The organism is Microbacterium sp. CnD16-F, assembly GCF_024124465.1.
GTDB lineage: Bacteria > Actinomycetota > Actinomycetes > Actinomycetales > Microbacteriaceae > Microbacterium > Microbacterium gawkjiense.
Genome location: NZ_JAMXSA010000024.1, coordinates 1 through 13,801, shown reverse-complemented (window position 1 = coordinate 13,801; position 13,801 = coordinate 1). Strand labels below are relative to the sequence as shown.

Genomic DNA, 13,801 nt, shown 5'->3' with positions numbered 1-13,801 from the left:
CGTTCCCGCCGGGGCGGCTCAGCGGCGCACCGGTGTCTCCTCGGCGAACGTCGACCCCGGGCGGATGACCAGCGATCGCGGCAGGAGGCGCGCGATCCGACGCCGCGGCGCCGCGACGGCCGAGTACAGCCCGGCGCGGACGGCGGCGGCATCCGTCGCCATCGCCGCGCCCTCGTCGCCGAACGATCCCGGCGGGGCGTAGCTGGCGCGTTCGACCGCGTCGACGAGTCGCTCGACGGCGTCGGCGGGGGCGCCGTGGTGACGACGCAGGCGGGAGCCGAACGCGCGGGGCGACTCGGAGTCGGGCACCGGGATGCCGAGATCGATCGCGGCGTCCTGCACGAGACGCCAGGCCGCCACCGCGCTGCCGCCCCGGGCCTGCGCGGCGCGGCGACGGGTGACCGTGGCGCTCACGAGGGCCGGCAGGGCCAGCACGACGAGGATCGCCGCGACGACGCCGACGACGGGGAGCGCTTGCGTGACCGAGGCGGTCGAGGTGGGCGTGGTGCCGGCGGTGGGGTCGTCCTCGGGCCGCGGTGCCGGCGAGGCACTCGAGGTCGGCTGCGGCGTCGAGCTCGCCGTCGGCTCGGGTTCGGGCTCGTTCGAGCCGTCGTCGTCGGAGGCGAACCGCTGCGCGGTGCCGAGGCTCTTCGTCGGCTCGAACCCGACCCAGCCGATGCCCTCGAAGAAGACCTCCGGCCAGGCGTGCAGCTGCGCCGTCGTCGCCTGGTAGACGCGTTCGTCGTCGACGACGTCGCCCGTGGCGAGGCCCGGGAGGAACCCCACGACGATCCGCGAGGGCATGTCGAGCGACCGGGCCATGAGGGCGAACGCCGAGGCGAAGTGCACGCAGTAGCCCGATCGCACCTGCAGGAACCGCGAGACGGCCTCGACACCCGGTCCGTCGAACCCGTCCTCGACAGGCGCCTCGAGCGAGTAGTCGAACTCCGGTCCGCGGAACCAGGACTGCAGCGCCAGCAGCCGGTCGTAGTCGGTGCCGGCGTCGGCGGTCACCTCGGCGGCGAGGGCGCCGATGTCGTCGGGCGTCTCGGCCGGGAGTCCCCGCGCGTCGTCGGGGCCGCCGCGCGCCTGGGCGGCGCGGGCCTGCTCGATCGTGGGCGCGGGGCTGCGGGTCACGACGTCGAAACGCTGACCGCGCGCCGCCGAGGAGGGGGACACGACCGTGCCGTTCTCTCCCGCGATGCGCCAGGTGCCGCTCAGACCCTCGAACGACACCGCATCGGCCGGGACGGGCAGCTGCGCCGAGGACAGGTCGAGCACCTCGACGGTCCGCGACGACTCGACGATCTCGATGCCCTCCGCGGCGGAGTCCTCGGGCTCCCACTCCTCGACGGGCACGGTGCGGGCGCGGTCGGGACGCCATGACCCGCCCTCGAGCTCGGTGAGGGTGGCGACCCGCAGGTACGAGGGCCCGCCGCTCGCACTCCACTGGCGCACGACGGGGACCTCGGCCGGGCGCCGCAGATCGTCGCCGAGGTTGAGGCTCGCGTCGATCCTCGTGCCGCCGCCGAACCCGCCCGCGGGGGCGACGGCCGTCGGCAGGACGGGCGCGACGATGACGGCGATGACGACAGCGGATGCCGCGATCACGGCGGCCACGCCGCCGACACCGCCCCGGGGCGCGGCGGGCTGCAGCGCGCGGTGCCGCGCGCGCGTCTCGGTGCGCATGAGCCACAGGAGCGCGAGGGCGAGGAGCGCGAACGCCCACAGGTCGACCGCGCGGGGGACGGCGATCGTCGGGATGAGCCAGACGGCGATCAGTGCGATACCGCCGAGGAGCGGCATCCGCGCCGTCAGGACGACGTGGTCGAGCGCGATGGTCAGCACTCCGACGGCGCCGACGATGAGGAACGTCAGCGACGCCGAGGCCTCGAGGGGCGCGACGCCGACGGCGATGTCGGAGCTCGCGATCTCGAGCAGCCGCGGCACCCGCGCGAACGCCTCACCGGACGGGATGACGAGCAGCCACGCGACGTCGGAGAAGAACACCGCCGTCATGATCGCCGTCCACAGCGCCAGGAGGGCGAGGGTGACGACGCCGGCCACGAGCCGGAGGCGCCGCAGGAGGTAGCCGGCGCCGAGGAGGAGGGCCGAGAGCACGAAGGCGAGCGCCGCCCATGCACCGCCGGCGATCACCGAGAAGAGCGGGATGAGCGCCGCGACGATCGCCAGGAGCAGCGCGATCGTCGACGGACCGTCGTGGCGGGGCCGTTCCGCCTCGATCCGGTCAGTCGACATGACCGCGGCCTTCGGGGAACCCCGCCATGCCCGACCACAGGGTGTCGATCTCGTCCTCGGGTTCGAGCCGGTGGACGCGCCAGCCGCCGACGCGGGCGATCCGCATCGCCTCGGCCGACCCGCCGAGCGCGAACAGCACCGGGAGGCTGCTGTGGGTGACGATCGGAAGGAGGGCCGCGGCATCCTCCGCGTCGATCTCGCCGGTCGCGACGACCACGGGGCCGAGGGTGGTCCCGGCGAACAGCGTCGAGAGGGTGCGGAGGTTCCCGCCCCGTCGCGCGGTGAGCGTGGCGAAACCCGTCGTGAGCGCCTCGAGCGCCGTCGTGTCGCCGCCCTCGAGCGGCTCGGCGATCTCCGAGCCGTCCACGTCGACGATCGTCACGCTGTACCCCTCCTGCACGAAGCGGTGCGCGGCCGAGACCACGATCGAGACGGCCGCCTCGAAGCCCGCGTCCTCGCCGGGGGAGCGCAGGGCGTCGCCGCTCCACCGCGTCACGCTCCGGTCGAAGACGATCACGGCCTCCGGGTTCGACTCGCGCTCCTCCTGACGCACCATGAGCTCACCGCGGTGCGCGCTGGCGCGCCGGTGGATGCGGCGCATCGAGTCGCCGGGCGCGTACACGCGCGGGATGAGGTTGTCGGCGCCCTGCCCGAGCTTGTCGGTGACGGACTGCATCGTGCCCCCGGCGGCTCCCGGGAGTTCCTCGAAGGCCTCGAGCGGAACGACGGCGGGCGCGATGGTCAGAGGGACGGTGCCGCCGAGCTGCTGACGCCGCCGGCTCAGTCCGAACGCATCGGTCGTCTCGACGACGAGGGGGCCGATGGGGCGCACGCCCCGGCGCCGGGCCTGCACCCGGTACGAGATGTCGACGCTGTGCCCGCCCGAGACGAGACCCGACCGCAGCGCGGGGTAGACGCCGCTCGGTTCCCCGTCGACGCCGCGGGGCAGTCGGTCCTGCCACATGCCCACCCCCGTCGGGAGGACGGTGCGCGCCTCGACGTGGGTGCGGACGTCGACGTCGCCCCCGACGTTCGCCACGGCGGGCGCGAACGAGCGGCGCACGCCGTCGTCGCGGTGTCCCAGCCAGAGCGACGCGAACGAGACGCCCACCGCCGCCAGCAGCAGCACGCCGAAGAAGACGAGCGCCGGCACGGAGAAGATCTGGGCGCACACGAACGAAGCGAGTCCGACCAGGACCGCTCCTGTGCCCCGAGGGGTCAGGGGCCATCGCGTCATGTCGTCGGACCGCTCAGCGCGCGGCGACGGGGACGGGCACCGAACGCACCACCGAGTCGAGCACCGACGTCACGAGGTCGGCGCCGCCCCGGCCGCGCGCCATCGCACCGCCGCGGGCGGCGATGAGGCGGTGGGCGAAGACGGGTTCGAGCAGCGTCACGAGGTCGTCGGGGATCACGTACTCACGGCCCTCGAGCGCCGCCCACACCTTCGCGGCGCGGACGAGCTGCAGCGTCGCGCGCGGGCTCGCCCCCAGCCGCAGGTCGCTGTGCTCGCGCGTCGCCCGCGAGAGCGCGACGGCGTACTCCTCGACGGCGGGGGAGACGTGCACCGAGCGCGCCCAGGCGATGAGGGCGGCGACGCGTTCGGCCGAGATCACGGGGCGAATCGCCTCGAGCGGGTTGCCGCTGTCGCGCTGGCGCAGCATGAGCGCCTCGTTCGCGGCATCCGGGTATCCCATCGAGATGCGCATCATGAAGCGGTCGCGCTGCGCCTCGGGGAGGGCGTAGGTGCCCTCCATCTCGAGCGGGTTCTGCGTCGCGACGACGAGGAACGGGTCGGGGAGGACGCGGCTCGTGCCGTCGACCGTGACCTGGCGCTCCTCCATGGCCTCGAGGAGGGCCGACTGGGTCTTGGGCGACGAGCGGTTGATCTCGTCCGCGATGACGACGTGGGCGAAGATCGCCCCCGGCTTGAACTCGAACCGCCCCTCGGACTGGTCGTAGACGCTCACACCGGTGACGTCGCTCGGCAGCAGGTCGGGCGTGAACTGGATGCGGCGTACCGTCGCCCGGATCGACGCGCCCAGCGCGCGGGCGAGCATCGTCTTGCCGACGCCCGGGACGTCCTCGATGAGGAGGTGCCCCTCGGCGAGCAGGCACACGAGCGCGGCGCGGACGGCGTCCGGCTTGCCGTCGATGACCTGCGACACCGAGGCGATGAGGGCATCGGTGGTCTCGGCGAACACCGCGGCATCCACTCCGGTCGCTGCCCGTGACGTGGAAGCGCCCCCCGGCGCCGTCATCGTCGTCTGGTCGTCGGTCATCCGTCCCCCTCACGCGGTCGGCGCATCAGCGCGCCCGACCCGATGCTAACCCGCCCGTCACGGGCGGGCGCCCGACGTCGGGTAGACTTGCAGCAGCTCTCCGCGAGACGGCATCCAGGCCAACTCCCCCAGGACGGAAACGTAGCAAGGGTAACCAGGCTCTGCCGGGTTCGCGGAGAGTCTTTCTTTTGCCCGGCGCCTCCCAGCCCGCTCATCGGCCGCGACCCTAGGCTGGGAGCGTGGCTCAGAGCATCTACATCACCTCCGCGGAAGGTCACTCGGGCAAGTCGACGATCGCCCTCGGCGTGCTCGACACCCTCAGTCGCCGGTCGCCTCGCGTGGGGGTGTTCCGCGCGATCGCGCGCTCGACCGAGGAGCGCGACTACGTGCTCGAGATGCTCCTCGATCACGACGGCGTCGACCTCGGCTACGACGAGTGCATCGGGGCCACCTACGACGAGGTCCGCGCCGACCCCGAGGCGGCCCTCGGCCGCATCGTCGAGCGGTACAAGGCGGTCGAGGCGCAGTGCGACGCGGTCGTCATCGTCGGCAGCGACTACACCGACGTCGGCAGTCCCGCCGAGCTCGGCTACAACGCCCGCATCGCGGCCAACCTGGGGGCGCCCGTCCTCGTGGTGCTGTCGGGGCAGGCCGCCGACGGCGAGCGGCAGACGGATGCCGGTGGGCTGACACCCGCCCAGGTCGGCAACCTCGCGACCCTCGCGCTGTCCGAGATCACCCACGAGCGCGCCGGCATCTTCGCCGTCGTGGTCAACCGCGCCGACCCCGCGCACCTCGACGACATCGTCGCGGCCGTCCGCGCCGTCCCCGCCGCAGCGGGCGACATCGGGGTCTGGGCGATCCCCGAGGACGCCTACCTCGTGGCCCCGTCGGTCGGCGACGTCGCCCGTTCGCTCGGCGCGACGCTCGTGAAGGGAGACGAGGCGCTGCTCGACCGCGAGGTGCTCCACGTCGTCGTCGCGGGAATGTCGCTCAACAACGTCCTGCCGCGGCTCGAGGAGGCCGCGATCCTCGCCGTGGCGGCCGATCGCACCGAGGTGCTGCTCGCGGCGCTCCTGGCCAACGCGTCGGGGACGTTCCCCTCGCTGTCGGGCATCGTCCTCTACGGCCCGTTCGAGCTCCCCGAGCACGTCGAGCGCCTCATCGACGGCCTCGACTCGAACCTCCCGATCCTCGCGACCGATCAGGGCACGTACGAGACCGTGCGCGGCATCATGAGCGCCCGCGGCCGGCTGGCCGCGCACTCGCAGCGCCGGTACGACACGGCCCTGGCGCTGTTCGAGCAGCACGTCGACACCGACGACCTCCTCCGACGCATCGGCCTCGCGAGCTCGCAGGTGGTCACGCCCCTCATGTTCCAGTACGGGCTGATCGAACGCGCCCGGCGCGAGCGTCGCCGCATCGTGCTGCCCGAGGGCGGCGACGACCGCATCCTGCGCGCGGCCGCCACCGCGCTCGCGCGCGGGATCGCCGACATCACGATCCTCGGCGAGCCCATCGAGGTGCACGCGCGTGCCCTCGAGCTGGGTCTCGACATCCGCGCCGCCGAGGTGCTCAGCCCCTTCGACGCCGTCCACGTCGACAAGTTCGCCCGCGAGTACGAGCGCCTCCGCGCGCACAAGGGCGTCACGTTCCGACAGGCCGCCGACACGGTCACCGACGTCTCCTACTTCGGCACGCTCATGGTGCACCTCGGGCTCGCCGACGGCATGGTGTCGGGCGCGGCGCACACGACGGCGCACACCATCCGTCCGGCGTTCGAGATCATCAAGACCAAACCCGGCGTCGACGTCGTCTCGAGCGTGTTCCTCATGGCGCTCGCCGACCGCGTGCTCGTCTACGGCGACTGCGCGGTCATCCCCGACCCGACGGCGGCCCAGCTCGCCGACATCGCCGTCTCGTCCGCGGCCACGGCGGAGCAGTTCGGCATCTCGCCGCGCGTCGCCATGCTCTCGTACTCGACCGGCGAGTCCGGGTCGGGTGCCGACGTCGAGAAGGTGCGCGAGGCGACCGCGCTCGTGCGCGAGCGTGCTCCGGAGCTCCTCGTCGAGGGTCCGATCCAGTACGACGCCGCGACCGACGCGGCCGTCGCGGCGACGAAGATGCCCGGGTCGGATGTCGCCGGTCGGGCGACCGTCTTCGTCTTCCCCGATCTCAACACGGGCAACAACACCTACAAGGCCGTGCAGCGCTCGGCCGGCGCGGTGGCGATGGGTCCGGTCCTGCAGGGCCTGAACAAACCCATCAACGACCTCTCCCGCGGTGCCCTCGTCGAGGACATCGTCAACACGATCGCGATCACCGCGATCCAGGCGCAGAACGCGGATGCCGCGTCCCCGGAGGCCCGCGCATGACCCCCGTCCTCGTCATCAACAGCGGCTCGTCCTCGTTCAAGTACCAGCTCGTCGACGTCGCCACCGAGCGTCCCCTCGCCTCCGGTCTGGTCGAGCGGATCGGCGAGGAGTCGGGCATCGCGACCCACACCGTCTTCCTCGGCGGGGAGGGCGCCGCGGTCACGGCGACGAAGGCCACCTCGCGCATCGAGCGCGCGATCCCCGACCACACCGCCGGGTTCGCCGTCATGCTCGAGGCGTTCGCGGTCCAGGGTCCCTCCCTCCAAAACGCGCGCCCGGTCGCCGTCGGGCACCGGGTCGTCCAGGGCGGCGCCCGCTTCTTCGAGCCGACCCTCATCACGCCCCTCGTCGAGATCAACATCGACGAACTGTCGGCCCTCGCACCGCTGCACAACCCGGGGGCGCTGCAGGGCATCCGCGCGGCGCGCGCCGCCTTCGCCGATGTCCCCCACGTCGCGGTGTTCGACACGGCCTTCCACCAGACCATGCCGGCCGCGGCATACACCTACGCGATCGACCGCGAGACGGCGCAGAAGCACCGCATCCGCAAGTACGGCTTCCACGGCACGAGTCACAAGTTCGTGAGCGAAGCGGCTGCGGCCTTCCTCGGGCGGCCGCTCGCTGAGCTCTCGCAGATCGTGCTGCACCTCGGCAACGGGGCGTCGGCGACGGCCATCCGCGGCGGCGAGTCGGTCGACACCTCGATGGGGCTCACGCCACTCGAGGGGCTCGTGATGGGCACGCGCTCCGGCGACATCGACCCGTCGGTGCTCGGGGTGCTCGCCCGGCGCGAGGACATGGGCCCCGGTGAGCTCGACGCCTTCCTCAACAAGCGCAGCGGCCTCCTGGGGCTCGCCGGCGCGTCCGACATGCGCGACATCGACACCCGCCGACGGGAGGGGGATGCCGACGCGCAGCTCGCCTTCGACGTCTACATCCACCGGCTCCGCGCCTACCTCGGCGCCTACCTCGCGCAGCTCGGCGGCGTCGACGTCATCTCGTTCACGGCGGGCGTGGGCGAGAACTCCGCCGTCGTGCGCGCCGCGGCCCTCGAGACCCTCGGCTTCGCCGGTGTCCACCTGGATGCCGAGCGCAACACGTCGGGCGAGCGCGGCATCCGCGTCATCTCGACCGACGACTCTCCCGTGACGGTCCTCGTCGTCCCTACCGACGAGGAGCTCGAGATCGCGCGCCAGGCCCACGCCGTCGCGACGGCCTGACGGGTACGGCCGTTACGCTGGTCCGGTGACGATGGCTGAGCTTCCCGACCTCACCCGTTTCGACGGGGTCCTCTTCGACCTCGACGGTGTGCTGACCCCCACGGCCGAGGTCCACATGCACGCCTGGCAGAGCATGTTCACGGAGCTGTTCGCCTCGTGGGGCGTCGAGCCCGCCTACCGCGAGAGCGACTACTTCGAGCACCTCGACGGCAAGAAGCGGTACGACGGCGTCGCGAGCCTGCTGCGCTCGCGCGATGTCGAGGTGCCGTGGGGCGACCCGTCCGACGACCCCTCGGTCGACACGATCTGCGGGATCGGCAACCGCAAGAACGTCGTCTTCGAGCGCGTGCTGCGCGCCGACGGCATCGCGCCGTACCCGGGCTCGCTCGCCCTCGTCGAGAAGCTGCAGGCCGCCGGCGTCCCCATCGCCGTGGTCTCGAGCTCGAAGAACGCCCGCGAGGTCTTGACGGTCGCCGGCATCATCGACCGCTTCCCGGTCATCATGGACGGCGTCGTGGCCGAGTCCGAGCACCTCGCCTCCAAGCCCGCGCCCGACGTCTTCGCGCGCGCCGCCGAGATGCTCGGGGTGGACCCCGCGCGCAGCGCCGCCGTCGAGGACGCGCATTCGGGCGTGCGATCGGCCGCCTCCGCCGGGTACGGTCTCGTGGTGGGTGTGGACCGCGGCGCCGGAGCCCAGGCGCTGCGTGACGCCGGGGCGCACGTCGTCGTGGACGACCTCGCCGTCTTCGCCTGACCCGCGGCATTCCCTGTCGTCCTGACACCCGAAGAAGGACCCCCGCATGATCGATCGTCATCGTTTTCCCGTGGACCCGTGGCGTCTCGTCGAGACCTCGTTCTCGCTCGACGACGTCGGCGTCACCGAGACGCTGTTCGCCGAGGGCAACGGCTACCTGGGCCTGCGGGGCAACCACCCCGAGGGGCGCCAGGCGCACGAGCACGGCACGTTCCTGAACGGCTTCCACGAGGTGTTCCCGATCCGGCACGCCGAGCGCGCCTTCGGCTTCGCCGAGGTCGGGCAGACGATCATCAACGCGCCCGACAGCAAGGTCATGCGCGTCTACGTCGACGACGAGCCGCTCTCGCTCGACATCGCGGACCTGCGCGAATACGAGCGAGCCCTCGACATGCGCCGGGGAGTACTGACCCGCCACATCCGGTGGATGACCCCGAGCGGCAAGGACGTCGTCATCGACTACGAGCGCATGGTCTCCTTCGAGGAGCGCCACGTCGCCGTCATGCGCATCTCGGTCACGGTGCTGAACGCGGATGCCCCGGTCACGGTCAGCTGCCAGATGATCAACCGGCAGGACGGCCAGGACGTGTACGGCGGTCCGGGGCTCGGCAAGCAAGCAAAGGCCGGTTTCGACCCCCGCAAGGCCGACGGTTTCGCGAACCGGGTGCTGCAGCCCGAGGATTACTGGCAGGACGGCAACCGCGCCGCGCTGTCGTACAAGGTCACCGAGTCCGGCATGACGGTCGCCGTCGTCGCCGACCACCTCGTCGAGACCGAGAACGAATACTCGTCGCGCTCGCTGGTCGAGCCCGACGTCGCCAAGAACGTCTTCCGGGTGCAGGCGACGCAGGGTGTGCCGGTGACGATCACGAAGGCCGTCGCGTATCACACCTCCCGCGGCGTCCCCGCGCGCGAGCTCGTCGAGCGCGCCCGCCGCACGCTCGACCGGGTCGAGCACGAGGGCATCGAGCGGCTGTTCGAGCGGCAGGAGGCCTGGGTGCAGGCGTTCTGGGAGCGGTCGGACGTGCTCATCGAGGGGCACGACGACCTGCAGCAGGCGACCCGGTGGTGCCTGTACCAGCTCGCCCAGGCGGCCGCGCGCGCCGACTCGCTCGGCGTGCCCGCGAAGGGTGTGACCGGCTCGGGCTACAGCGGCCACTACTTCTGGGACACCGAGGTCTACGTCCTGCCGTTCCTCGCGTACACGACGCCGCTCTGGGCGCGGAACGCGCTGCGGATGCGGTACCTCATGCTCCCGGCGGCCCGGAAGCGCGCGGGGCAGTTGAACGAGGCGGGCGCGCTGTTCCCGTGGCGCACGATCAACGGCGAGGAGGCCTCGGCCTACTACGCCGCCGGCACCGCGCAGTACCACATCAACGCCGACGTCGCCTTCGCGCTCGGCAAGTACGTCCGCGCGACGGGGGACACCGACTTCCTGCACCGCGAGGGCGTCGACATCCTCGTCGAGACGGCGCGGCTGTGGGCGACCCTCGGGTTCTGGCGGTTCACCGAGACGGGCGAGCCCGAGAGCTTCCACATCCACGGGGTGACCGGTCCCGACGAGTACACGACGGTCGTCAACGACAACCTGTTCACGAACGTCATGGCGCGGTACAACCTGCGCTACGCCGCGCGCGTCGTGCGCGAGATGGCCGTCGACCAGCCCGAGGCCTACCGCGCGATGGTCGACCGTCTCGATCTCGACGAGGCCGAGCCGGTCGCGTGGCAGAGCGCCGGCGAGGCGATGCACATCCCGTACAGCGAGGCCCTCGGCATCCACCCCCAGGACGCCGTCTTCCTCGAGCGCGAGGTGTGGGACCTCGAGAACACCCCCGCCGAGCAGCGCCCGCTCCTGCTGCACTTCCACCCGCTGGTGATCTACCGGTACCAGGTCCTCAAGCAGGCCGACGTCGTGCTCGCCCTGTTCCTGCAGGGCAACCAGTTCACCCCGGCCGAGAAGCTCGCCGACTTCGAGTACTACGACGCGCTGACGACGGGCGACTCCACGCTCTCGGCGGTCGTGCAGGCGATCCTCGCCGCCGAGGTCGGGTACCAGGACCTCGCGCTGGAGTACTTCCGCGAGTCGGCGTTCGTCGACCTCGGCGACCTGCACAGCAACGCGTCCGACGGCGTCCACGTCGCCTCCGCCGGCGGCGTCTGGACGGCGCTCGTCGCCGGGTTCGGCGGCATGCGCGATCACCGCGGGGCGCTCAGCTTCGACCCGCGCCTGCCCGCCGACTGGCCGTCGCTGTCGTACACGCTCCACTGGCACGGCACGCGCCTGCGGATCACGGTCCGCCGCGACGAGATGACGGTCACCGCCGACGACGGCGACGCCGTGTCGTTCACGGTCCGCGGCGCCGGGTACACGGTCGCGGCCGGTGAGACGGTGACCGTGCACCTCGACGGCCAGGGCCCGGTGATCCCGGGACGCCCCACCCTCCGCCGGATCGGCGAGCAACTGCGCGAGGACGGCACGCTGCTGTCGGCATCCGTCCCCGACGCGACGGCCGCGACCTCGGTCCCGGTGCACACCGGCACGATCCCGATCGTGATGGCGGACGAGGACCAGGCGGATGCCCCGGCGCGGCAGGCGTTCGAGCCCGACACCCGGACGCAGCAGTTTTCGGCGATCGACGCGGGTGATGTGACCGCGACGGTCTGAGTTCAGACCGCCGCGGCGGCGCGCTCGCGGACGATCGCGCGGACGGCGTCGCGACCGGCGCGGTTCGCGCCGATCGTCGACTGCGACGGGCCGTAGCCGATGAGGAACAGCCGCGGCTCGTCGATCGCGCGGGTGTCGCGCACCCTCACGCCGCCGGCGGGGGTGCGCAGGCCCAGCGGCGCGAGGTGGGCGATGTCGGCGCGGAAGCCGGTCGCCCACAGGATGACGTCCGCGCGCTCGAGGGTGCCGTCCGGCATCCGCACCCCATCCGGCTCGATCGCGCGGAACATCGGATGCCACACCAGGGCGCCCCGGTCCTTCGCCGCCCGCGCCCACGGCGACCAGTGCGCGCCGGTGACCGAGACGACGCTCCCCGGCGGCAGCCCCTGCCGCACGCGCTCCTCGACACCGGCGATCGCCTGGATGCGCGCTGCGGTGTCGAACGCGACGGCATCCCACTGCGGTTCGGTGCGTGAGACCCAGAAGGTGGCCGTGACGGCGGAGATCTCGTCGAGCAACTGGATCGCCGAGACCCCGGCGCCCACGATGACGACGCGTCGACCGCGGAGCTCCTCGGCCGAGCGGTAGTCGTGCACGTGCAGCTGCCGGCCGGTGAACGTCGCCTGCCCGGGGTAGGTCGGCCAGAAGGGCTTCCGCCACGTGCCCGTGGCGTTGATGACGTACCGCGCCGCCCAGGCGTGGGCGCCGTCGCTGGTGTCCGCCTCGACGATCAGCCGGCCGCGCGGCTCGTCGTCGGCCCGTCGGACGGCGCGCACCTGCACGGGGCGACGGACCGCGAGCTCGAACCGCGCCTCGTAGGCAGTGAAGTACTCCGGCAGGACCTCCCGGCTGGCCGCCCGCGGATCCGCCGGCGGCACGGCGTAGCCGGGGAGCTCGTGGATGCCGTTGACCGTGCCCATCCGCAGCGACGGCCACCGGTGCTGCCACGCACCCCCGGCACGCGTCTCGGCGTCCACGACGACGAACGTGGGCGCCTCCGCCTGGGCGTCCCCGAGTGGGACGAAACCGCGGTGACGCAGATGGTAAGCGGCGCTGAGCCCGGCCTGCCCCGCGCCGATCACGGCGACGTCGACGGGCTCGGGGGACATGACGGCTGCAACGTGAGACCGACCCCGGCTGTTCCCGGTGCACGGAGCCTCGGCGCCGGATCGGATGTCGGCGCCACGCCGTAGTCTGTTGTGGTGACCACCGCTCTGTACCGCCGCTATCGCCCGGAGTCCTTCGGCGAGATGATCGGGCAGAGCCAGGTGACCGAGCCGCTCATGACGGCGCTGCGCAGCGACCGGGTCGGCCACGCCTACCTCTTCTCCGGTCCCCGGGGCTGCGGCAAGACCACCTCGGCCCGCATCCTCGCGCGCTGCCTCAATTGCGCGCAGGGCCCGACCGACACCCCGTGCGGCGAGTGCGACTCCTGCAAAGAGCTCAGCCGCGGCGGCGGCGGTTCGCTCGACGTCGTCGAGATCGACGCCGCCTCGCACAACGGTGTCGACGATGCGCGCGACCTGCGCGAACGCGCCGTCTTCGCCCCCGCGCGCGACCGCTTCAAGATCTTCATCCTCGACGAGGCGCACATGGTCACGGCGCAGGGCTTCAACGCGCTCCTGAAGCTCGTCGAGGAGCCCCCCGCGCACGTGAAGTTCATCTTCGCGACGACCGAGCCCGAGAAGGTCATCGGCACGATCCGCTCGCGCACCCACCACTACCCGTTCCGCCTCGTCGCCCCCGCCGCCATGCTCGAGTACGTCGAGCAGCTCTGCGCCAGCGAGGGCGTGACGGTCGAGCCCGGTGTCCTGCCCCTTGTCGTCCGCGCCGGCGGTGGATCGCCGCGCGACACCCTCTCGCTCCTCGACCAGCTCATCGCCGGCTCCGAGGACGGCGCCGTGGGCTACGAGCGCGCGGTCGCCCTGCTCGGCTACACGCACGCCGAACTGCTCGACGAGGTCGTCGACGCGTTCTCGTCGCACGATGCCGCCGCGGCCTTCGGCGCCGTCGACCGCGTCGTTCAGACCGGTCAGGACCCGCGACGTTTCGTCGACGACCTGCTCGAGCGCCTGCGCGACCTCATCATCGTGGCGGCGACCGGCGAGGGCGCCCGCGCCGTGCTGCGCGGTGTGCCGGCCGACGAGCTCGAGCGCATGGGGCGCCAGGCGGCTGCGTTCGGCACCGACCGGCTCTCGCGGATCGCCGACCTCGTCGTCACCGCGCTCGACGACATGACCGGCACG

At 72.5% G+C, this 13,801-nt stretch carries 9 protein-coding genes and 1 other RNA gene; 6 read left to right on the top strand and 4 right to left on the bottom strand.

Annotation, left to right across the window (positions count from 1 at the left end):
* Positions 1-18: 18 nt before the first annotated feature.
* The 3 genes from NH287_RS08325 to NH287_RS08315 all read right to left on the bottom strand — a co-directional run bounded on the left by NH287_RS08325 (position 19) and on the right by NH287_RS08315 (position 4,541).
* Positions 19-2,259, bottom strand: coding sequence for a DUF3488 and DUF4129 domain-containing transglutaminase family protein (locus NH287_RS08325; RefSeq protein WP_253035228.1), 2,241 nt, complete (start codon positions 2,257-2,259; stop codon positions 19-21).
* Positions 2,249-3,433, bottom strand: coding sequence for a DUF58 domain-containing protein (locus NH287_RS08320; protein ID WP_253035227.1), 1,185 nt, complete (start codon positions 3,431-3,433; stop codon positions 2,249-2,251). Before NH287_RS08320 ends, NH287_RS08325 begins: the two co-directional genes overlap by 11 nt.
* A gap of 76 nt (positions 3,434-3,509) precedes the next feature.
* On the bottom strand, positions 3,510-4,541 hold the full coding sequence (locus NH287_RS08315; RefSeq protein ID WP_253035226.1) for a MoxR family ATPase: 1,032 nt from the start codon (positions 4,539-4,541) through the stop codon (positions 3,510-3,512).
* Positions 4,542-4,632: 91 nt separating this feature from the next.
* Between NH287_RS08315 and ffs the strand changes: the two genes are divergently transcribed.
* From ffs to NH287_RS08290, 5 genes are all read left to right on the top strand, one after another.
* Positions 4,633-4,729, top strand: an RNA gene (gene ffs / locus NH287_RS08310) — signal recognition particle sRNA small type.
* Positions 4,730-4,780: 51 nt separating this feature from the next.
* Positions 4,781-6,916 (top strand): phosphate acetyltransferase, encoded by a 2,136-nt coding sequence (gene pta / locus NH287_RS08305; protein ID WP_064003032.1) that lies wholly within the window; start codon positions 4,781-4,783, stop codon positions 6,914-6,916.
* Positions 6,913-8,136, top strand: a complete 1,224-nt coding sequence (locus NH287_RS08300; protein WP_253035225.1) for an acetate kinase — start codon at positions 6,913-6,915, stop codon at positions 8,134-8,136. The genes pta and NH287_RS08300 overlap by 4 nt, the downstream gene beginning before the upstream one ends.
* Before the next feature lie 31 nt (positions 8,137-8,167).
* Positions 8,168-8,890, top strand: a complete 723-nt coding sequence (locus tag NH287_RS08295) for an HAD family phosphatase (RefSeq protein WP_253035247.1) — start codon at positions 8,168-8,170, stop codon at positions 8,888-8,890.
* 46 nt (positions 8,891-8,936) lie between these two features.
* The gene (locus tag NH287_RS08290; protein ID WP_253035224.1) at positions 8,937-11,555 is read left to right on the top strand and encodes a glycoside hydrolase family 65 protein; all 2,619 of its coding nucleotides are present in this window, start codon (positions 8,937-8,939) and stop codon (positions 11,553-11,555) included.
* Positions 11,556-11,557: 2 nt separating this feature from the next.
* On the opposite strand, the gene NH287_RS08285 is transcribed toward NH287_RS08290, so the two are convergent.
* The gene (locus NH287_RS08285; protein ID WP_253035223.1) at positions 11,558-12,664 is read right to left on the bottom strand and encodes an FAD-dependent oxidoreductase; all 1,107 of its coding nucleotides are present in this window, start codon (positions 12,662-12,664) and stop codon (positions 11,558-11,560) included.
* Positions 12,665-12,757: 93 nt separating this feature from the next.
* On the opposite strand from NH287_RS08285, the gene NH287_RS08280 reads away from it, so the two are divergent.
* Positions 12,758-13,801, top strand: a 1,044-nt coding sequence (locus NH287_RS08280) for a DNA polymerase III subunit gamma and tau (protein ID WP_253035222.1), incomplete at its 3' end; no start/stop codon positions are given.